The sequence below is a fragment of the Pseudomonas sp. TNT2022 ID642 genome (genome assembly GCF_028656995.1).
In the GTDB taxonomy this organism is placed as follows: Bacteria; Pseudomonadota; Gammaproteobacteria; order Pseudomonadales; family Pseudomonadaceae; genus Aquipseudomonas.
In genome coordinates this window covers 449,004-467,783 of record NZ_JAMDGW010000007.1, presented here as the reverse complement: position 1 = coordinate 467,783, position 18,780 = coordinate 449,004, and the positions used below count along the sequence as shown (strand labels likewise).

18 protein-coding genes are annotated in these 18,780 nt (G+C 59.7%); 12 read left to right on the top strand and 6 right to left on the bottom strand.

Going from position 1 to position 18,780, the window contains the following annotated elements; genetic code table 11:
- Window positions 1-44: 44 nt before the first annotated feature.
- The 3 genes from M5G26_RS07940 to M5G26_RS07930 form a co-directional block, all read right to left on the bottom strand.
- Window positions 45-386 carry a type II toxin-antitoxin system RelE/ParE family toxin gene (locus M5G26_RS07940; protein ID WP_122600330.1) on the bottom strand — a complete coding sequence of 114 codons (342 nt, stop codon included), beginning with the start codon at window positions 384-386 and terminating at the stop codon, window positions 45-47.
- Entirely contained in the window at window positions 319-513 is a 195-nt protein-coding gene (gene relB, locus M5G26_RS07935) for a type II toxin-antitoxin system RelB family antitoxin (protein ID WP_273914933.1), read from the bottom strand. The genes M5G26_RS07940 and relB overlap by 68 nt, the downstream gene beginning before the upstream one ends.
- Before the next feature lie 256 nt (window positions 514-769).
- Complete coding sequence (locus tag M5G26_RS07930) at window positions 770-1,717, bottom strand: SphA family protein (protein WP_273914932.1); 948 nt, start codon at window positions 1,715-1,717, stop codon at window positions 770-772.
- Window positions 1,718-1,928: 211 nt separating this feature from the next.
- On the opposite strand from M5G26_RS07930, the gene M5G26_RS07925 reads away from it, so the two are divergent.
- The 11 genes from M5G26_RS07925 to M5G26_RS07875 all read left to right on the top strand — a co-directional run bounded on the left by M5G26_RS07925 (window position 1,929) and on the right by M5G26_RS07875 (window position 13,110).
- Window positions 1,929-3,026, top strand: coding sequence for an AraC family transcriptional regulator (locus M5G26_RS07925; protein WP_273914931.1), 1,098 nt, complete (start codon window positions 1,929-1,931; stop codon window positions 3,024-3,026).
- A gap of 244 nt (window positions 3,027-3,270) precedes the next feature.
- Complete coding sequence (locus M5G26_RS07920; RefSeq protein ID WP_273914930.1) at window positions 3,271-4,158, top strand: Dyp-type peroxidase; 888 nt, start codon at window positions 3,271-3,273, stop codon at window positions 4,156-4,158.
- A 10-nt stretch (window positions 4,159-4,168) separates the two neighbouring features.
- Window positions 4,169-5,134: a Gfo/Idh/MocA family protein gene (locus M5G26_RS07915; RefSeq protein WP_273914929.1), complete on the top strand. Its 966-nt coding sequence runs from the start codon at window positions 4,169-4,171 to the stop codon at window positions 5,132-5,134.
- A gap of 183 nt (window positions 5,135-5,317) precedes the next feature.
- Window positions 5,318-6,070 carry a GntR family transcriptional regulator gene (locus M5G26_RS07910; RefSeq protein WP_016774450.1) on the top strand — a complete coding sequence of 251 codons (753 nt, stop codon included), beginning with the start codon at window positions 5,318-5,320 and terminating at the stop codon, window positions 6,068-6,070.
- Window positions 6,067-7,797: a fumarate reductase/succinate dehydrogenase flavoprotein subunit gene (locus tag M5G26_RS07905; protein ID WP_134173555.1), complete on the top strand. Its 1,731-nt coding sequence runs from the start codon at window positions 6,067-6,069 to the stop codon at window positions 7,795-7,797. The genes M5G26_RS07910 and M5G26_RS07905 overlap by 4 nt, the downstream gene beginning before the upstream one ends.
- Window positions 7,798-7,825: 28 nt before the next feature.
- Entirely contained in the window at window positions 7,826-8,071 is a 246-nt protein-coding gene (locus M5G26_RS07900) for a 4Fe-4S dicluster domain-containing protein (RefSeq protein WP_003225615.1), read from the top strand.
- A 211-nt stretch (window positions 8,072-8,282) separates the two neighbouring features.
- Complete coding sequence (locus M5G26_RS07895; protein ID WP_273914928.1) at window positions 8,283-9,707, top strand: ABC transporter substrate-binding protein; 1,425 nt, start codon at window positions 8,283-8,285, stop codon at window positions 9,705-9,707.
- A 538-nt stretch (window positions 9,708-10,245) separates the two neighbouring features.
- Window positions 10,246-11,028 carry an ABC transporter permease gene (locus tag M5G26_RS07890; RefSeq protein ID WP_273914927.1) on the top strand — a complete coding sequence of 261 codons (783 nt, stop codon included), beginning with the start codon at window positions 10,246-10,248 and terminating at the stop codon, window positions 11,026-11,028.
- Window positions 11,028-11,876: an ABC transporter ATP-binding protein gene (locus M5G26_RS07885; protein WP_150692230.1), complete on the top strand. Its 849-nt coding sequence runs from the start codon at window positions 11,028-11,030 to the stop codon at window positions 11,874-11,876. Before M5G26_RS07890 ends, M5G26_RS07885 begins: the two co-directional genes overlap by 1 nt.
- The gene (locus M5G26_RS07880; protein WP_273914926.1) at window positions 11,873-12,835 is read left to right on the top strand and encodes a HEAT repeat domain-containing protein; all 963 of its coding nucleotides are present in this window, start codon (window positions 11,873-11,875) and stop codon (window positions 12,833-12,835) included. The genes M5G26_RS07885 and M5G26_RS07880 overlap by 4 nt, the downstream gene beginning before the upstream one ends.
- Complete coding sequence (locus M5G26_RS07875; protein WP_273914925.1) at window positions 12,832-13,110, top strand: DUF971 domain-containing protein; 279 nt, start codon at window positions 12,832-12,834, stop codon at window positions 13,108-13,110. Before M5G26_RS07880 ends, M5G26_RS07875 begins: the two co-directional genes overlap by 4 nt.
- Before the next feature lie 123 nt (window positions 13,111-13,233).
- Here M5G26_RS07875 and M5G26_RS07870 read toward each other — a convergent pair whose 3' ends face one another.
- From M5G26_RS07870 to M5G26_RS07860, 3 genes are all read right to left on the bottom strand, one after another.
- Entirely contained in the window at window positions 13,234-14,892 is a 1,659-nt protein-coding gene (locus M5G26_RS07870; protein ID WP_273914924.1) for a phosphoethanolamine transferase, read from the bottom strand.
- Between the two features lie 211 nt (window positions 14,893-15,103).
- Window positions 15,104-15,841 (bottom strand): TorF family putative porin, encoded by a 738-nt coding sequence (locus tag M5G26_RS07865; RefSeq protein WP_273914923.1) that lies wholly within the window; start codon window positions 15,839-15,841, stop codon window positions 15,104-15,106.
- A 146-nt stretch (window positions 15,842-15,987) separates the two neighbouring features.
- The gene (locus M5G26_RS07860) at window positions 15,988-17,730 is read right to left on the bottom strand and encodes an amidohydrolase (protein ID WP_273914922.1); all 1,743 of its coding nucleotides are present in this window, start codon (window positions 17,728-17,730) and stop codon (window positions 15,988-15,990) included.
- A gap of 103 nt (window positions 17,731-17,833) precedes the next feature.
- Here M5G26_RS07860 and M5G26_RS07855 point away from each other — a divergent pair, with 103 nt between their 5' ends.
- A complete protein-coding gene (locus M5G26_RS07855) occupies window positions 17,834-18,751 on the top strand; it encodes a LysR family transcriptional regulator (RefSeq protein WP_273914921.1) in 918 nt (305 codons plus the stop codon).
- The last annotated feature ends 29 nt before the right edge of the window (window positions 18,752-18,780 follow it).

Below are 18,780 nucleotides of genomic sequence, written 5' to 3'. Positions count from 1 at the left end.
ACTCTCGTGTAGTACGTTTGGGCGGCCTGTTGGTCGCCCTTTTTTTATGTTGATGAAGTTGAAGGGTATTTTTGCCGGGCGTGAAGCACCCCCAGTATTCTGATGCGCCCATTCACTCGATAGACCAGCAGATAGTTCGGATGAATCACCATCTCACGAGTACCAGGCACTCGGCCAGGTCGGTAACCGTAAGGTATTGATGAAAGCCGTTGTGCTGCCGCACCAACCTTGTGTCTTAGCGAAATTGAGGCGTTGGTGTTGTGTTGCTCGATGTATTTGAAGATGTCAGCCAGTTGACGCGAGGACTTGCTGCTCCATTCAAGCAGCAGAGCGGCGCTTCCTGCGCATCTCTTCCAGCATCTGGTCGAGCATCGCCATAGCCTCATCATGGGGAATACCAGGACTAGGATCATCGAGTGCATGCTGTACCTCTCCACGAAACCAGCGATCGTAGCTCTCGGCCTCTTCTTCGGATTCGAAGTCAGAGTAAAACGGGGAAAGTAATATGCTCATAGTGATCTCCGTGATCAATCTCGGCAGTTTAAGGGGGGACATGGCCCATTGTCGTCACTGGCAGACGATGCACCCCATGAGCCCTTGAGGATCCATGGGATAACGGATCCCAGTATCTGCAAGCGCACCCTTTAAATCTGCCAGACGTTTCCCCCCCGTTGTCCGGTAATCTCGACCGCCGCTGTAGGCGTATTCCACCCATGCGTTTTTCGGGTTTTCAGGCTACAAATCCAGGTGCGCTTTCCTACAAATGCACTCAGAACGCATAGGGAATACTCACCTTCGCCCACAACATTTCCCCCTCCGGCCGGTTCTCCACATCAAATTCCTTGGCCCAGCGAATCTCCGCACTGGCGTACTTGAGAAAGGTGAAGTGCAGCGCCGGGCCGATGGCGAACACCTTGCCACGCACGCCGTCATCGACGTCCTGCCCGGCGAACTGCACGGTGTGGCCGAACTGTTTGTCGTCGGTGGTCTGCTTGAGGTAGTAGCCGTTGATGCCGAGCATCAGGTCGTCGGTGATCTTGTAGCTGGCCGAGTAATCGAAGTGGAAGATCTGCCCGGATTTGTAGTCAGTGTCCTTGTTCTTCTCGTTGAAGCTGTAGGTGGTCTTCATCGAGACTTCGGTCTTGTCGGTCGGCAGCCAGGTGAAGGAGAACAGCGGTTTGTAGGTGTAGAAATTGTTGCTGGTGTTGGCCAGCCGATCGACGCTGTATTCGCCGGTCGGCACGGTGATTTCCAGCGCGGCGCCAAGGGTCAGATTCTTGCCCATGTCCCACAGAATGATCGGCGCGATGGTGGTATCGCCCATGCCTTCGCGGGTGTCGCTCAAGCCGAATACCGAGACTTCTTGCTTCAGCCATGGCTGGGCGATGTAACCGGCCAGACGCCCGCCGAACACGCGCACCGGGCTTAAATAATCGAGGCGCGGAATCACCGCAGTCGATTCGATTTCGACCTGCGGCACCTTGCCGCCCAGCGAACTGATGTTGAGTTTTCGCGCCTTGTAATGATTGTAGTAGAGGTTGAACGCGACCATGTTCTCCGGAAGGCTGTCGACTTCCAGCGGCAGCATGAAAAAGCCGTCGGTGCCGGTGCCGATGTTGTCGACCCCGGCTTCGGTGGCCAGCGCCGGTAAGGTCACGCCGCAGCCCAGCAAGGAAAGGGCCAGGCGCAGGGGCAATGTCGCGCGGTTCGGGTGCATATCCGTCCTCATTATTATTGTGTTTTGGGCGCAACGCCGGCACGCAGTACGCCCGGCACTATAGAAATAAGCGCTTGGTGCCCAGCGGGGCAGGGTATTGGCGGACAGTTAGGGGGACTTCTGCGGACAGTCCGCTAACCCTGTGCTAACTTCCATCGACATAACCGGTTACAAAAATAACAATCAAGCGTGATCCGGAATGTCAGCCCCCATGAACGTAAAAGTCCAAGACCCGACCTTTGAATTGGCGCTGGTTTCGCCATTTCTTTTGCAAACCCTCGCCGAAGTTGCGCAGAACAAAGGCATCGATCCCCAGAGCCTGTGCCGTGGGCTGGGTTTTACCCTTGAGGATCTGCAGGATCCGGCGCAGCGGATTTCTTATCGTCAGGCGGTGGCGATGATTCAGCGCGCACTTAAAGTGCTGCCCAATCAGGGGCTGGGGCTGTGGGTTGGTGCGCAGAACGTCCTCGGTACTTTGGGTTTGCTCGGGCATGTGTTGTCGCTGTGCAAGACCTTGCGTGATGCCTTTGCGCTGGGGATTCGTCACCAACACACCTCGGGTGGAATTGTGGTGTCCAGCGTCGATGTGGTTGGCGGGCAGGTGCATCTCGATGCTGAATGTCGTCTGCCATTTGCTGATGTGCAGGTGTTTGCGGTCGAGGAGTTTTTCGCCAGTTTGCTGGTGTATGGCCGCGCGCTGGTCGGGCCTGAGTTCAAGGCGATTGCCGTGGAATTTGTGCATGCCGCGCCGGATTACCTCAGCGAATACCAGCGCCTGCTCGGGCCGGAGGTGCGCTTCGGTTGCCTGCACAATCGCATGCTGATCGATGCGCAGTGGCTGGATGTGAACCTGCCCAATCATCATTCGCTGGCGCTGCGTCAGGCCATTGCATTGCTGGAGCTGGAAGCGGCGCAGGTGCATCAGAAACTTGATTTGATTCAGGCCGTGGAGCGGGCGATTGCCCGGGACCTGAGTCGCGGCAGTCACATCGAAAAGATTGCCGGTGATTTGAACATGAGCAGCCGTACGTTGCGGCGGCGGTTGACTGAGCATGCGTTGACGTTTGAGGCGTTGCTGGAACAGGTGCGTCAGGCGCGGACGATGAGTTTGCTGGCCAATCCCGATATGCCGATCGAGCGGATTACCGAGGAAGTCGGGTACAGCGATGTGCGCAGTTTTCGCCGGGCGTTCAAGCGCTGGACGGGGTTGAGTCCGAGTGCCTGGCGTAACGACGCTAACCCTCACCCCAGCCCTCTCCCGGAGGGAGAGGGGGCCGACCGCAGTGTCTTGCGTCATGCATCGACCTGAAAGATTGTGTCGATTACGGACTTGAGAGAATGATGGCCGACCGCAGTTGTCTTGAGTCATGCACTGACCTGAAATTATGGATTCACTGATGCACGTTCAGGTCGGTGTAGATTTCGAATATCCCCGAATCAGTTCCCTCTCCCCCCGGGAGAGGGCTAGGGTGAGGGGCTTTTGACTTCCATCCAAACCCACACAAATCCTCCGGCCACAGGTAAACTCCCGCGCACTTTCCCAAGGAGTTCACATGAGTTACTACCAGCCGGGCATTCTCGCCACCCCAGTTCCTGCGCAAGCACGTCACCTGTTTTTCGCCCTTGAGTCGGTTGAAGCCCTGCCGCAGGCGATCGACAACCTGATCAATCAGGTGGACGGCAAGTCGGCGGTGGTCGGTTTCGGCGAATCCCTGGCCAAGGCCCTCAACGTGCAAATCGACGGCCTGCGCAGCTTCCCGGCGCTGACCGGTGTCGGCGTCGAGAACCCGTCGACCCAGCACGCGCTGTGGGTCTGGCTGCACGGCGTCGACCGTGGTGAACTGCTCAATCGCTGCAACGCCCTCGAAGCCGCGCTGGCCCCGGCCCTGCGTCTGGTCGATATGCAGGAAGCCTTCCGCCACAAGGACGGCCACGACCTGACCGGCTACGAAGACGGCACCGAAAACCCGCACGACGAAGCCGCCATCGCCGCCGCTCTGCAAAGCGCAGGCACTGACGGCATGGTCGGCGGCAGCTTCGCCGCGATTCAGCAATGGCAGCACGATCTCAAGGGTTTCCACAAACTCTCGGCCGACGACAAAGACAACATCATGGGCCGTCGCCTCAGCGACAACGAAGAGATCGACGACGCGCCAATCTCCGCCCACGTCAAACGCACCGCGCAGGAAAGCTTCGCTCCCGAAGCGTTCGTCGTGCGCCGCTCGATGCCGTGGATCGAAGGCGATCGCGCCGGCCTGATGTTCCTCGCTTTTGGCTTCTCGCTGGATGCCTTCGAAGCGCAACTGCGCCGTATGAGTGGACTGGAAGATGGCATCACCGATGGCTTGTACCGCATCAGTCGGCCGATCACTGGCGGCTACTACTGGTGCCCGCCGCTGAAGGATGGTCACCTCGATCTGCGCGCCTTGCGCATTGGCTAAAGGAAGAGACATGAACGTGGTGCGCTGGGGCATGATCGGTTGTGGCAGCGTCGCTGAACGCAAGAGCGGGCCGGCCTTCTACAAGGCGCCCGGTTCGGCGCTGGTGGCGGTGATGGGCCGACGCCTCGAAGCGGTGACCGACTATGCCGCGCGCCACGGCATCGCCCGCGTTTACACCGACGTCGATGCGCTGATCAACGATCCCGAGGTGGACGCGGTGTACATCGCCACGCCACCCGACAGCCACCATGCCTACAGCCTCAAAGTCGCCGCTGCCGGCAAGCATTGCTGCGTCGAAAAACCGATGGCGCTGAATGCCGGACAAAGTCGTGAGATGCAGCAGGTGTTTGCCGAAGCCGGATTGCACTTGTTTGTGTCCTACTATCGCCGTTCGTTGCCGCGTTTTGCGCAGGTGCGGCAGTGGCTGGAGGAGGGACGCATTGGTGAGGTGCGGCACTTGAGCTGGACGCTGACCAAAGCACCGTCGCCGGTGGATCTGGACGGTCGCGACAATTGGCGCACGGATCCGGCGGTGGCTGGTGGCGGTTACTTTGCCGACCTGGCCAGCCATGGTTTTGATCTGTTCCAGTACCTACTCGGCGACATTGTCGAGGTCGCCGGATTCACCGCGCATCAGGCCGGGTTGTATGCGGCCGAAGACGCGGTCAGCGCCAGTTGGCGGTTCGCCTCCGGGGCGTTGGGCATGGGCTGCTGGAGCTTTGTCGCGGATCGGCGCGAGGATCGCGTCGAGATCATCGGCAGTCTCGGGCGGATCATTTTTTCCGTGTTCGATGAACATCCCGTGCAGTTGCATGCCGATGAAAGTATCAGCTTGGAAATCCCCCATCACGAACACATTCAGTGGCATCACGTGCTGGGCATGAATGCGCATATTCGTGGTGATTCCAGACATCCCGCCGTCGCCGAGCAAGCCCTCAAGACCGATTGGGTCATGGATCAGATCCTCAAACGTTAAGATCAAAAGATCGCAGCCTTCGGCAGCTCCTACAGGGAATCGGGGTCTTATGTAGGAGCTGCCGAAGGCTGCGATCTTTTGATTTTCAACACCGAATCTAAGGTTATGCCCAAACAATATTTCTAACCTTGTCATAACAACTCTAAGATCACGTCATAACTCGTTATAACAAGTGATCCCGCGATGACCGATAACGTTCTCTCCCTTAGCAGCGTCCCGCTGCACACCCAACTGCGCGACGTCCTCCGTGCGCGGATCCTCGACGGTGAATACCCGCAAGACAGCCAGATGCCCTCCGAAAGCGAACTCGGTGCGCTGTTCAAAGTCAGCCGCATCACCGTGCGCCAGGCCTTGGGCGATCTGCAAAAGGAAGGGCTGATCTTCAAGATCCACGGCAAAGGCACTTTCGTCGCCAAGCCGAAAACCTTTCAGAACGTCAGCAGCCTGCAAGGCCTCGCCGAGTCCATGACCGGCCGTGGCTACGAGGTGATCAACCGCCTGCGCAGCTTCAAATTCATCCCGGCTGACAAACGTGTCGCCGAACGTTTGCAGGTCGCCGAGGGCGAGATCGTCGCGCAGATCAAACGCGTGCGACTGATCAACCGTGAGCCGATCTCGCTGGAAATCACCTACCTGCCCAAAGCCGTCGGCGAGCGCCTGGAGAAGGCTGATCTGGTCACCCGCGACATCTTCCTGATCCTCGAAAACGACTGCGGTATCGCCCTCGGCCACGCTGATCTGGCCATCGACGCGGTACTCGCCGACAGCGACCTGACCCAGGCGCTGAACGTCGAGGCCGGCTCACCGATCATGCGCATCGAGCGTCTGACCCACGACGCGCAAGGCCAGCCGCTGGACTTCGAACACCTTTACTACCGTGGCGATGCGTTCCAGTACCGTCTGCGGATCGACCGGCAAAAAGGGGAGCAGGCATGACCCGCAACGTGCTCGAACAGGAATACGACATCGTCGTCATCGGCGGCGGCACCGCCGGGCCGATGGCCGCCATCAAGGCCAAGGAAAACAACCGCGATCTGCGCGTGTTGCTGGTCGACAAGGCCAACGTCAAACGCAGCGGCGCGATCAGCATGGGCATGGACGGCCTGAACAACGCGATCATCCCCGGCCACTCGACGCCCGAGCAGTACACCAAGGAAATCACCATCGCCAACGACGGCATCGTCAATCAGGCCGCCGTTTACGCCTATGCAACGCACAGTTTTGAAACCATCGAGCAGCTTGATCGCTGGGGCGTGAAGTTCGAGAAGGACGAAACCGGCGATTACGCGGTGAAAAAAGTCCACCACATGGGCGCCTACGTGCTGCCGATGCCGGAAGGGCACGACATCAAAAAAGTCCTCTATCGCCAGCTGAAACGTGCGCGGGTGAGCATCACCAATCGTCTCGTCTGCACGCGTTTGCTGACCGACGCGGAGGGCACCGTCAACGGTGTGATGGGATTCGACTGCCGCACCGCCGACTTTCATGTGATCAAGGCCAAAGCGGTGATCCTCGCCTGTGGCGCTGCCGGGCGTCTCGGTCTGCCGTCGTCGGGCTACCTGATGGGCACCTACGAAAACCCGACCAATGCTGGTGACGGCTACGCGATGGCCTATCACGCGGGTGCCGAGCTGGCCAACCTCGAGTGCTTCCAGATCAACCCGCTGATCAAGGATTACAACGGCCCGGCCTGCGCTTATGTCACCGGCCCGCTGGGCGGCTACACCGCCAACAACAAGGGCGAACGCTTCATCGAGTGCGACTACTGGAGCGGGCAGATGATGTGGGAGTTCCACCAGGAACTGGAGAGCGGCAACGGCCCGGTGTTCCTCAAGCTCGATCACTTGGCCGAGGAAACCATCCAGAACATCGAGGAAATCCTGCACAGCAACGAGCGGCCGAGTCGCGGTCAGTTTCACGCCAATCGTGGCACCGATTACCGCACGCAGATGGTCGAAATGCACATCTCCGAAATCGGCTTTTGCAGCGGTCATTCGGCGTCCGGCGTGTGGGTCAACGAACGCGCCGAGACCTCGGTGAAAGGCTTGTACTCGGCGGGTGACATGGCCGCCGTGCCGCACAATTACATGCTCGGTGCCTTCACTTACGGCTGGTTCGCCGGGCACAACGCGGCGGATTTTGTCGCCGGTCGCGAGTTTTCTGCGCTGGATAACGAGCAGATAGAGAAGGAGAAGGCCCGGGTCTACGCACCACTGGATCGCGAACACGGTCTGCCGCCGGCCCAGGTCGAGTACAAGCTGCGGCGCTTCGTCAACGATTACCTGCAACCGCCGAAAGTGACCAAGAAGATGCAGATCGGCCTGCAACGCTTCAGCGATATCGAGCGCGACCTCGATCAGATGAAAGCCAACAACGCCCACGAACTGATGCGCGCGATGGAAACCAGCGTGATTCGCGATTGCGCCGAAATGGCCGCGCGTGCTTCGTTGTTCCGCGCCGAAAGCCGCTGGGGGCTGTACCACTATCGCGTCGACCACCCGCAGCGCAACGACAGCGAATGGTTCTGTCATTGCCACCTGAAGAAGGGCGAGGACGGCCAGATGACCAGTTTCAAGAAAGCCGTCGAGCCTTACATCATCCCGCTCGATGCTGAAGAAATGCAGGCCTACGACCGTTTGCGGGTCGGCGCATTTGCCGCTTGATACATCAATAAATCAAAGAGTCCGAACCATGGCCTATCAAGCTCAGGAAATCTTCTTCCGCTCCAACGCCCCCGTCACTGTGGACGAGGATAAATGCATCGCTGAAAAGGGCTGCACCGTGTGTGTCGACGTCTGCCCGATGGACTTGCTGGCGATCAACCCGGCGACGCAAAAGGCTTATATGGCGTTCGATGAGTGCTGGTACTGCATGCCGTGCGAGAAGGATTGTCCGACGGGTGCCGTCAAAGTCGATATCCCCTATCTCCTGCGTTGAAACGCTTTCCCCTGTAGGAGTGAGCCTGCTCGCGATAGCGGTGGGTCAGATGTAGATGTGTTAGCTGACACACCGCTATCGCGAGCAGGCTCACTCCTACATTTGGAACTGTGACAAACCAAAGCCATCCGGTGAACCCCGGACGCTGGATTCACCGAAAACCCCTCGTTTCCCACCGCGCCCCGATCGCGGCGGAGACGAACTCAAATAAATGATTCGAGGGGAAACACTCATGTTGCGTGCAGCAATCGCCGGTCTGGTACTGGCTTCGTTCACCGTGTCGGCCTCGGCCGAAACCATCCGCATCGCCATCGGCACCCAGGACACCACCATCAACTGCGCCGCCGGCGGCTTGTTGATTCGTGAGCTTGGCCTGCTCGACAAATATTTGCCCCACGACGGCGCCTACAAAGACGCCAAGTACGACGTGCAGTGGAAAAACTTCACCAGCGGCGCACCGCTGACCAACGAGATGGTCGCCGGCAAACTCGACTTCGGCGCCATGGCCGATTTCCCCGGTGCGTTCAACGGTGTCGCCTTCGAAACCGCCGGCAAGCACAGCCTGTTCATCAGCGTGTTGTCGGGGAGCATCAAGGGCAGCGGCAACGGCATCGTCGTGCCGAGTGCATCCGGTGTGCAGTCGCTGAGCGAGCTCAAGGGCAAGACGATTTCCGTGCCGTTCGCCTCCACCGCCCATGGCATGTTGTTGCGTGCGGTGGCGGAGCAGGGCTGGGATCCGCTCAAGGACGTCAACATCATCGCCCAGCCGCCAGAGGTCGCCGGCTCCGCGTTGCAGGCCGGCAAGATCGACGCCCACGCCGATTTCGTGCCGTTCGCCGAGCTGTTCCCGAGCAGGGGGTTCGCCCGCAAGATTTATGACGGCGCACAGGCTAATGCGCCGACGTTTCACGGTGCGCTGGTGGATCAGGCTTACGCGAAGAAGTACCCGGAGATTGTTGTCGCTTATCTGCGAGCGAGCATTGAGGCCAATCAACTGCTCGCCGCCGAGCCTGAGAAGTACAGCGAGCTGATCGCCAAAGTCACCGGCGTCGATGCCGAAGTGAATTACCTGTTCCACGGCCCGCTCGGTGTGCAGACCCGCGACCTCAGCTGGAAGCCTGAATATCGCCAGGCGGTTGGCATGGCCATCGATACGTTGAAGCTGCTGAAGAAGGCTGATCGCGGGCTCGATCTGAATACCTTTGTCGACGATCAGTACATTCGTGCGGCGTTCAAGGCGTCGGGTCTGGATTACACGGCGCAGTTGGCCAATTACGCGCAGACGCCGCTGAAGGCTACGGATGCGGCGACGGGTAAAGCGATTACTGACTTCAGCCACGTTGCGGAAATCTGGGTGCGCGGTGAGGACAAAGTGCGCCGCTATGCCTCCGCCGAGTCCGCTTTCACTGCGTTGGCGGCGTTGAAGCAGGAAGGTAAAAACATCCGTGCGGTGTATGCGCAGGCCAGTGACAGCGGGATCAAGTTGTTGGCTGAGCAGGCGTGGTTTGCCAGTGATGCGAAGGGGCGTCTGAGTGCGTTTTTGCTCAAGGGTCAGGCGCAGCAATATGCCTCGGCGCAGGGTGGCAAGGTTTTCGACTTCACTGATGCCACTACCCAAGCGGTTGCTGCTCGCTGATTGAAGATCAAAAGCCCCTCACCCTAGCCCTCTCCCAGAGGGAGAGGGGATTGACCGAGGTGTTTTGGCAAGGTACGCCGACCTGAAATACCGAGTCGAACTCAGGTTTGAAAGGCATGAAGATCGGCTCCCTTTCCCCCTCGCACCCCAGAGGGAGAAGGGACTGACCGAGGTGTTTTGGCAAGGTACGCCGACCTGAAATACCGAGTCGAACTCAGGCTTGAAAGGCATGAAGATCGGCTCCCTTTCCCCCTCGCACCCCAGAGGGAGAGGGGACTGACCGAGGTGTTTTGGCAAGGTACGCCGACCTGAGATACCGAGTCGAACTCAGGTTTTGAAAAGCATGAAGATCGGTTCTATATCGAGCCGAACCCAGGTTTGAAAACCATGAAGATCAGCTCCCTTTCAAGCTGAACGCAGGTTTTGAAAAGCTCGGAGATCGGCTCCCTTTCCCCCTCGCCCCCCTTGGGGGGAGAGGGCTGGGGTGAGGGGGGTAAATCTCAGCCACAACACAGCTCCACAACCGGAAACCCGATCAATGAATTCACCCACCCTACGCTGGACATCAAGAGCCACATCCTTGCTGCTCTGCCTGCTGTTCTGGCAACTCGCCGCCAGCCACCACTGGAACCTCGGCCTGGTCACCTTCGCCAACGTGCCAACACCCATCGCGGTGATCGAAGCAGCGCTGGGCCTGGGCGATTCCGGCAAGCTTCTACAACACCTGAGCGCCAGCCTCAGCCGCGTGTTCGCCGGTTACCTCGCGGCACTGCTGATCGGCATCGCCCTCGGTCTGGCCATCGGCCGTTCGAAATGGGCCGAAGACCTGCTGCTGCCACCGCTGGAAGTCCTGCGCCCGATCCCCGCCGTCGCATGGATCCCGCTGGCGATCCTGATGTTCCCGTCCTCGGAACTTTCGATGGTCTTCATCACCTTCACCGGCGCACTGTTCCCGATCCTGCTCAATACCGTGCATGGCGTCGAGGGCGTAGACCCACGGCTGATCGCCTCAGCGAAAAGCCTCGGGGCAGGGCGCCGCGCAATCCTGCTTGAAGTGATCCTGCCCGGCGCTGCGCCCAGCATCATCACTGGCCTGGCGATCGGCATGGGTACGTCGTGGTTCTGTCTGGTCACGGCAGAAATGATCTCCGGCCAGTTCGGCATCGGTTACTACACCTGGGAGTCCTACACGATCCAGAACTACGCCGACATCGTCGTCGGCATGCTGCTGATCGGCGTGTTGGGCATGGGCAGCAGTCTGCTGATCAAACGCCTGGGCGGGTTGTTCACGCCTTGGCATCGACCGCGAGGAAAAGCCTGATGAGCGCGATGCAAACCCCGGAAGGGCGGATCGACATCCGCCAGTTGTCCATCGTTCTCGGCGCAGGTCGGGAAGCGTTCGAAGCCGTGCGGGAACTCGATTGCCAGATCGAACCGGGCCAGTTCGTCTGCATTCTCGGCCCGTCCGGTTGCGGCAAGTCGACCCTGCTCGGCGCTCTGGCCGGGCACCTGAGCGCTCATGCCGGCAGCCTGAAAGTCGATGGCGGCGAAGTGTCCGGTCCGTCACCGCAGCGCGGCATGGTGTTCCAGCACCACACCCTGTTTCCGTGGCGCACGGTGCGCGACAACGTCGCTTTTGGCCTGAAGATGCGCGGCATCGGCAAGACTGAGCGTCATCGCGCCGCCGACGATATCCTCAAACTGGTCGGCCTCGAAGGCTTCGCCGAACGCTGGCCCGATCAACTGTCCGGCGGCATGCAGCAACGGGTGGAAATCGCCCGAGTGCTGGTCAACCGTCCGCGTCTGCTGTTGATGGACGAACCGTTCGGCGCGCTGGATGCGCTGACACGGCTGAACATGCAGGAACTGCTGCTGGACATCTGGACGCGCATCCGCACCACGGTGGTGTTCGTCACCCACGACATCGACGAGGCGCTGTTCCTTGCCGACCGCTTGCTGGTGATGAGCGCACGGCCAGGGCGAATCATTGAAGACCTGCGTCTGGATTTCGCCCGACCCCGCACCAGCGAACTGGTCACCAGCCCCGAGTTCTCGCGCCTCAAGCGCCACTGCCTCGACCTGCTGCGCCACGACAACGACCGACCGCTGCCGCGCCTCAATCCGCTCGGCCTGCCGCCCGAAAACCCTTTGCCGCGATTTGCCCTATGACCTCTATATTTGCTGTGACCGATAACGATGAAATCCTCGCCTTGCAACCGCGCCTCACTGCCGAGGACGCCGGCGTGCGCCGTATTGCTCTGATTGATCTGGCGGATCTGGAAGAGCCGGATGGCTTGCTCTGGCTGGTCGACCGCCTCGGCCAAGATCCCGTCGAAGAAGTCCGCGCCGAAGCCGCACGATTGCTGGAGGCCTGGGAGGATGAAGACGTTGTGCAAGCGTTGTGCGAGGCGCTGACCGACCCGTCGCCCGCCGTGCAATCCGCTGCCGCGCAGAGCTTGAGTCTGCTCAAGACTGAAGCGGCGGGGCGGGGGATTTTGCCGTGGACTGATCACGCCGACGTCAGCGTGCGCATCGCCGTGTTTCGCGCCCTGCGAGAACTGCGTTTTGCCGACGCCGCACCGGCTGCCGTCGCGGCATTGAATGATGCCGACGCTAATGTCCGTCGCGAAGCCGTCGGCGTGCTCGGCTGGCTCAAACAACTCGACGCACTGCCAGCCCTGGCGCGATTGGCCAGCGATGATCCGGACACCGAGGTGCGCCGCGCCGCCACCGGTGCTCTCGGTTTGGCCTCCAGTGCTGAAGTCCTGCCAGCCCTGCGCCAGGCCTTGCAGGACCACGCCTGGCAAGTGCGTGAAGAGGCCGCAACGACATTGGGCAAAGTCGGCCACCAAGACGCCGGCCCGGCCTTGGTCGAAGCGCTGAGCGATGACTACTGGCAAGTGCGCCTGCGCGCCACCCGCAGCCTCGGTCGCCTGCGTTTCTCCCCGGCGCTGGACGCCTTGATCGACACCCTCGGCCACCGCATCAGCAACCTGCGCAAGGAAGCCGCGCTGGCCTTGGGCGAACTGAATGATCGCGGCGCCGTGGCCGCCTTGCAGGCCGCGCAGGACGACGGCGACCCGGAAGTGCGCAAAGCCGTGCGCATCGCCTTGAGTCAGTTGCAATGAATCCGCTGTCGGTGGGTAATTCGCAGATCGAACAGATCCTGCGCTTGAGCTGGCCGGACGGCCGCAAGCAGCAACTCAACCACGCCGACCTGCGCCGCCAGTGCCCATGCTCGCAATGCCGCGCGTTTCACCTCAAAGGCCTGACGCCGCTGGTGGATGAGCGCGTGCGCTTGATTGAACTCAACCCCCAGGGCTACGGCGTGCAACTGGTGTTCAGCGATGGCCATCAACGCGGTATTTACCCGTGGGCCTATCTGGCAAACCTCACCCCCTGAGAGCACCATTTACCCTGTGGGAGCTGGCTTGCCAGCGATGGCGGCTTGTCAGTCAACACAGATGCAAGATGTGCCGGCCTTATCGCTGGCAAGCCAGCTCCCACAGGGATCTTCAGTGTTTGGTTAATTCGCTGCCGTCATCGATGGCCGGCACCCATGAAAAATATCCAGCCCCGGCTGATACACCGAGGTCTTCACCTCAAACAACCCCAGCACCGAATGAAACAGGTTGTCGTGGCTCAAGTCCGCCTGCCCGGTCTTGCCTTGCAGACACCCACGATCAATCCCTTCACTCGCCAGCGTGCCGTCGCCAAACCACATCACCATCGGCACATGCGTCTGCGCTTCCGGCGCCAGCGCATAAGGCGCCGCGTGCAGGTACAGCCCGTTTTCGCCCAGCGATTCGCCGTGATCGGAGACGTACAGCATCGAGGTATCCAGGGTGGCTTGATTGCGTTTGAGCAGCTCTATGACCTTGGCGAGGAAATGGTCGGTGTACAAAATCGTGTTGTCGTACACGTTGACCAGTTCATCGCGGCTGCAACTGCCCAACTGGTTGGTGTGGCAGATCGGCTTGAAGCGCTCCATGTCTTTCGGATAGCGCTCGTAATACTCGGGGCCATGACTACCGTCGGCGTGCAGGACGATGATCGCGTGGCCCTTGAGGCTGTCGATGTAGCTTTGCAGATCCGCCAGCAGCGCTTCGTCGAGGCAGTTGTTGCCATCGCAGAACGGCCCCGGCTGATGCTTGGAAATATCGCGATGGGGCACGCGCAGGCAGGTGCCTTTGCAGTCGCTGTTGTTGTCCAGCCACAGCACCTGCACGCCGGCGCGCTGGAGAATGTCGAGCAGGCCCTCGTAGGTTTTGCCTTTCTTGTCGCTGTAATCCTCGCGCGGGAACATCGAGAACATGCACGGCACCGACACCGCCGTCGACGTGCCGCAGGAGTGCACCTGGTTGAAGTTGAGGATATCGAGTTTGCTCAGCTCGGGATTGGTCTCGCGCGCATAACCGTTCAGCGAGAAGTGATCGGCCCGCGCGGTTTCACCGACCACGAATACCATCAGCGATTTCTTCTCGCGGCTGGCCGTCTTGGCGCTCATCACCGCGTCTTCGCCAATGGCCTGCACCACAAAGTGCTTTTTGATGCCCAGGCGTTGCTTGGTGTACTTACCGATCGCGTAGATGTAGTTGGTCGGGTTGATGAAGTGGGTGAGCTTGTCTTCTTCGCGAAAGATCGGCGCGTAGGTCGAATAGAACGCGCCCACCGACGCAGCGATCACCAGCACGCAGGCGATGATCACCAACACCTTGTTGAGCAAGCCGCGAAAGAATGGCCGATAACTCACCGGCCAACGCCAGATCAATGCCGCTGGCAACACACCGAGCAGCAGCACGTAAGCCAGCAGCTTGCCGTTGAACAGCGCGGTGGCTTCGGCGGGGTTGGTTTCGAAGACGTTCTGGATCATCACCGTGTCGATGGTGATGCCGTATTCGTTCATGAAATACGCGGCGCACGCCGAGAGCAGGGCGACCACGGTAAGCAGCGGTTTCAGTGTCCAGCGAAACGACACCAGGGTCAGCAGCAGAGTGATCGCGGCCCAAAGAAACAGCCCGAACGAAGCAAAGAACGCTACTTTGTGCGCGCCTTGCAGGGTGATCAGCGTACCCAACGCCTTCCAGGTCGCCAGGTTGTACAACGCCACCAGCGCCAGGGAAAACAGCAGCACCAGTCGGGTAGGAGTGATGGACGGTAAACGCAGTCCGTTGCCCAAAGCCATTCGCATTTTTCCTCTACTCGAATAGAAAACACACACGGTTGCGCGTGTAACAGTAGAAGAACAATAGTAAAAATTCCGTAAACATCCTGTAACAAGTCGAACGCAAACTCTGTAGGAGCTGCCGCAGGCTGCGATCTTTTGATGTTGTTTTTAAGGGTAAAGATCAAAAGATCGCAGCCTTCGGCAGCTCCTACAGAGGGATTTCGGTGGGTCAGAAGGATTTGCTGACGCTGGCGACGACGGTCGCAGTGCATACGTCTTTGAAACCCCAATTGCTCAGACATTGGGTTTGTGAGAGATCAGTGTCGATGTAGCTCAACCCCAACACCACCCCGGCCAGATTGTGGGTGACTTTGACTTCCCATTCGCGATAACTGTCCTCAGCCTGCCCGGACGCCGAATACAGATGCGGATCCTTGAAATCCATATTGCCGTAACGCAACTTCAAGCCTGAGTCGAACGGCAACTCGGTTTCATAGCTGAGATAGCTGTACAGCGAACTCTGCTTGCTATCGATCCCCGGCGCATCGCTGGAGTAATACGCCGCCAGTTTCACCCCATAAACCCCGAGAATCCCGTAGACCTCGCTCTGGTTGAACTGGCTTTCCTTGGGGTAGGCGTACTTGATGTAGCCCAGATCGAGGCTGACCTCCTCGGTCGCCTGCCAGAGCCAACCGCCGTAGTAATCGACTTCCTGACGGGTTTTCAGGCCGCCGCCGAAATCGACGTTGGAACTCCACGCGCCAAGGTACAGACCGCTGCTATGGCCGAGGGTCAGGCCGGCCTGTACGGCGGGGTCATTCTGGGTTTGCGAGATGCCACGGGTGCGGTAATCGCTGGCTAAAGTGAGATCCACCAACAGCGCAAAATCATCGTTCAAGGGGATCGCAAAGCTGCTCAAGGGCAGCACGCTCAAGAAACTCAGGGCGAACAGGGGCAAGGCTTTCATGTGAAGTCCCGATGTTGTGATTGTTATGGGGGCAGGAGGTAAACCTGTAGGAGCTGCCGAAGGCTGCGATCTTTTGATCTTGGTTTTTTAAAATCAAAGTCAAAAGATCGCAGCCTGCGGCAGCTCCTACAGGGGGAACAGTGTTGTTATTTTGTGGCGGTATAGACCTGACGGCCGCCGAACCAGGTTTGCAGCACCTGGGTGTCATGCAGCGCCTTGTTGTCGACACTGAACACGTCACGATCGAGCACGATAAAGTCAGCCTGCTTGCCCGGCGTCAGCGAGCCGATCTGCTTCTCCAGGCCAATCGTGCGCGCGGCGTTGATCGTGTAGGCATAGAACATCGTGTCGCGGTCCAGACGTTCCTCGGCGTTGAGCACACCCAACGGTCCGACGCGAGTAATCGCCTGCGCCATGGCGTTGAACGGGTTTGGCGAAGACACCGGCCAGTCACTGGCGCCGGCAATCGTCGCGCCTTGTTTCAGCAGCGAATGCGCCGGGTACTGGTAGCGAAAGGCGAGGGCGCTGACGTAGGGCTTGATCATGTCGGTGGTGTAATCGTCGGCGCTGGCCCACAGCAATTGCATCGAGGCGATCACGTTGAGCGGTTTGAAGCGGGCGAACTCTTTCGGGTTGACCATTTGCAGGTGAGTGATCGAGTGGGTCACGCCGCTCTGGCGATCCTTGCGTGCTTGAGCGATGCCGTTCAGCGCTTCACGCACCGCGCGGTCGCCGATCGCGTGGATGTGCACCAGCCAGCCGCGCTGGTCGATGGCGCTGACCAGTTCGCCGAAATGCTGCGGATCGATCAGCAGTTCACCCTGTTTGTGCGAGTTGCTGTACGGGTCGATCATCGCCGCGCTCTGTGCCGGGAATTCGATCACGCCGTCGGCGAAGATCTTGATCCCGGGCAGGGTCAGGTTGGGAATGCCCTGGAATTGCTGGCGCACCTTGTCCAGCGTGTCGAGGTCAGCCGGCACGCTTTTCGGGTTGGCCACCAGCAGCGCCGCGACGTGCACGTTCATGTCGCCGCTTTCCGACAGGGCTTTATAGGCCGGCAGCACGCCGACGGTTTTCTCAGTGGGTTTGAGCGCGAACACCGCTTCGCCCGGTGCAGCGTTAGCGGCCGGGTCCATCCACGCGGTGATGCCGAGGCTGTTGTTGTAGCGCACCGCAGATTTCGCCGCATTCAACATGTCGGCAGGGCTCGGCACTGGCATTTTCGAGGCGACCCGGTCCCAACCGGCGTCGACCACAAAACCGTTTGGCTCACCGTTGGGCAGTTTGCCGATGGTGTCTTTTTCCGCGTCTGGCAGGGTTTTCAGCAGGGCCGAATCAATCCCGGCGCGCTTGAGCATCACATTGTTGGCCCACGCGGTGTGGTGGTCGCTGCCGATGAATACCACCGGCACATTGGCCCATTCGCCGCTGTTGAAGGTGTTGCCCAAGGCCTCGGCCTGCGCCCAATAAACCGAACTCATGCCGGCAATGCTCAGCACATCGCCGTGTTTGGCCTTGCCGTCTGCACGCCAGTCGCGCAGGCGTTTTTGCAGTTCGTCGAGGTCGACGACTTCGTCTTCCATGTTCGCCGAGACCATTTCCAGTCCGCCGAAAATCGCGTGGGAATGGCTGTCGATCAGGCCGGGCATCAGTGCTTTGCCCTTGAGGTTGATCACTTGGGTGCCGGGTTCGATCAAGGCTTTGATCTGCGTGTCGCTGCCGACTTTCAGCACTTTGCCGTTCTCCACGGCCAGTGCTTGCACCTTGGGTTGCGCGCGGTCGGCGGTAAAAATCTTGCCGTTGAGCAGCACCAGATCGGCGGCGGCCATGGCTTCCATCGAGGCAAAACTTACAGCGGCTGCCAACAGACTCGGGATGAATCTTTTCATTGAAGATTTCCTTGTTATTGCGTCTGATGGCCAGATTAGTGGCTGGCAACGGCTGACAGAACGCCTCCCTCACGAAAAACGTTTTTGCCTGAATGGAAAAAGCATGGACAAGTTGGGTGCATTGAAAATGTTCGTGGTCACCGCGCAGCTCGGCAGTTTCAGCCGCGCCGCCGAGCAGTTGGGCAAGACCCCGTCGGCACTGACGAAAGCGGTCAATCATCTGGAATCGGAGCTGGGTGCGCGTCTGTTCGAGCGCAGCACGCGACGGATTCTGCTCACTGAAATCGGCCGGGTGTACCTGGAAACCGCGCGGCTGGTGTTGCAGCGGCTGGACGAGGCCGGCGAAGAAATCGAGCAGTTGCAGCACGGCTTGCGCGGCAGCCTGAAAATCACCGCACCGCTGGCGTATGGGCGGGCGTTTCTCGATCAGGTGTGTGACGGCTTTTTGCAGCAATACCCGCAGATCAGTTTGCAAGTGGATCTGTGCGATGCCTTCGTCAATCTGCTGGAAAGCGGTTATGACCTGGCGTTGCGCGAGGGCCACGATGATTTGCCGGGGCTGATTGCGCGGGTGGTCGGGAGCAATCGTCTGGCGTTGTGCGGCAGCCCGGAATATCTGGCGCGCAAGGGCTTGCCGGTGAATCCGCAAACCCTCGAACAGCATGAATGGTTGCTCTATCAGCACCCGTTACTCAGCCGCGAATTCTGGTGGGCCGAGCGCGACGGGCAGCGTTTGAGTCTGGCGCAACCGACGGCGCCGCTGTTACGCAGTGACAATTATGATTTGTTGCTGGCCAGTGCCCTGGCCGGGCGCGGTTTGCTGCACACGCCGCTGTGGAGCGCCGCGCCGTACATTGCCGACGGGCGACTGGTGCGTGTCATGGCCGACTATGAGATCGACCCGGATACCTTTGGCCCGCATATTCTGGCGGTGTACCCGAGCCATCGGCGGGCCACGGCGAAGGTCGTCGCCTTCATCGATTACATCGCCGAATTCCTCGCCGAACGCGGCCTGAGCTAACACCCCCGCACTGATCGTACTGATCGTTC

Excerpts from the sequence above, each read along its gene's own strand:
- M5G26_RS07940 (WP_122600330.1), bottom strand. The coding sequence starts at position 386 with ATGAGGCTATGGCGATGCTCGACCAGATGCTGGAAGAGATGCGCAGGA.
- relB (WP_273914933.1), bottom strand. The coding sequence starts at position 513 with ATGAGCATATTACTTTCCCCGTTTTACTCTGACTTCGAATCCGAAGAA.
- M5G26_RS07930 (WP_273914932.1), bottom strand. The coding sequence starts at position 1,717 with ATGCACCCGAACCGCGCGACATTGCCCCTGCGCCTGGCCCTTTCCTTG.
- M5G26_RS07925 (WP_273914931.1), top strand. The coding sequence starts at position 1,929 with ATGAACGTAAAAGTCCAAGACCCGACCTTTGAATTGGCGCTGGTTTCG.
- M5G26_RS07920 (WP_273914930.1), top strand. The coding sequence starts at position 3,271 with ATGAGTTACTACCAGCCGGGCATTCTCGCCACCCCAGTTCCTGCGCAA.
- M5G26_RS07915 (WP_273914929.1), top strand. The coding sequence starts at position 4,169 with ATGAACGTGGTGCGCTGGGGCATGATCGGTTGTGGCAGCGTCGCTGAA.
- M5G26_RS07910 (WP_016774450.1), top strand. The coding sequence starts at position 5,318 with ATGACCGATAACGTTCTCTCCCTTAGCAGCGTCCCGCTGCACACCCAA.
- M5G26_RS07905 (WP_134173555.1), top strand. The coding sequence starts at position 6,067 with ATGACCCGCAACGTGCTCGAACAGGAATACGACATCGTCGTCATCGGC.
- M5G26_RS07900 (WP_003225615.1), top strand. The coding sequence starts at position 7,826 with ATGGCCTATCAAGCTCAGGAAATCTTCTTCCGCTCCAACGCCCCCGTC.
- M5G26_RS07895 (WP_273914928.1), top strand. The coding sequence starts at position 8,283 with ATGATTCGAGGGGAAACACTCATGTTGCGTGCAGCAATCGCCGGTCTG.
- M5G26_RS07890 (WP_273914927.1), top strand. The coding sequence starts at position 10,246 with ATGAATTCACCCACCCTACGCTGGACATCAAGAGCCACATCCTTGCTG.
- M5G26_RS07885 (WP_150692230.1), top strand. The coding sequence starts at position 11,028 with ATGAGCGCGATGCAAACCCCGGAAGGGCGGATCGACATCCGCCAGTTG.
- M5G26_RS07880 (WP_273914926.1), top strand. The coding sequence starts at position 11,873 with ATGACCTCTATATTTGCTGTGACCGATAACGATGAAATCCTCGCCTTG.
- M5G26_RS07875 (WP_273914925.1), top strand. The coding sequence starts at position 12,832 with ATGAATCCGCTGTCGGTGGGTAATTCGCAGATCGAACAGATCCTGCGC.
- M5G26_RS07870 (WP_273914924.1), bottom strand. The coding sequence starts at position 14,892 with ATGGCTTTGGGCAACGGACTGCGTTTACCGTCCATCACTCCTACCCGA.
- M5G26_RS07865 (WP_273914923.1), bottom strand. The coding sequence starts at position 15,841 with ATGAAAGCCTTGCCCCTGTTCGCCCTGAGTTTCTTGAGCGTGCTGCCC.
- M5G26_RS07860 (WP_273914922.1), bottom strand. The coding sequence starts at position 17,730 with ATGAAAAGATTCATCCCGAGTCTGTTGGCAGCCGCTGTAAGTTTTGCC.
- M5G26_RS07855 (WP_273914921.1), top strand. The coding sequence starts at position 17,834 with ATGGACAAGTTGGGTGCATTGAAAATGTTCGTGGTCACCGCGCAGCTC.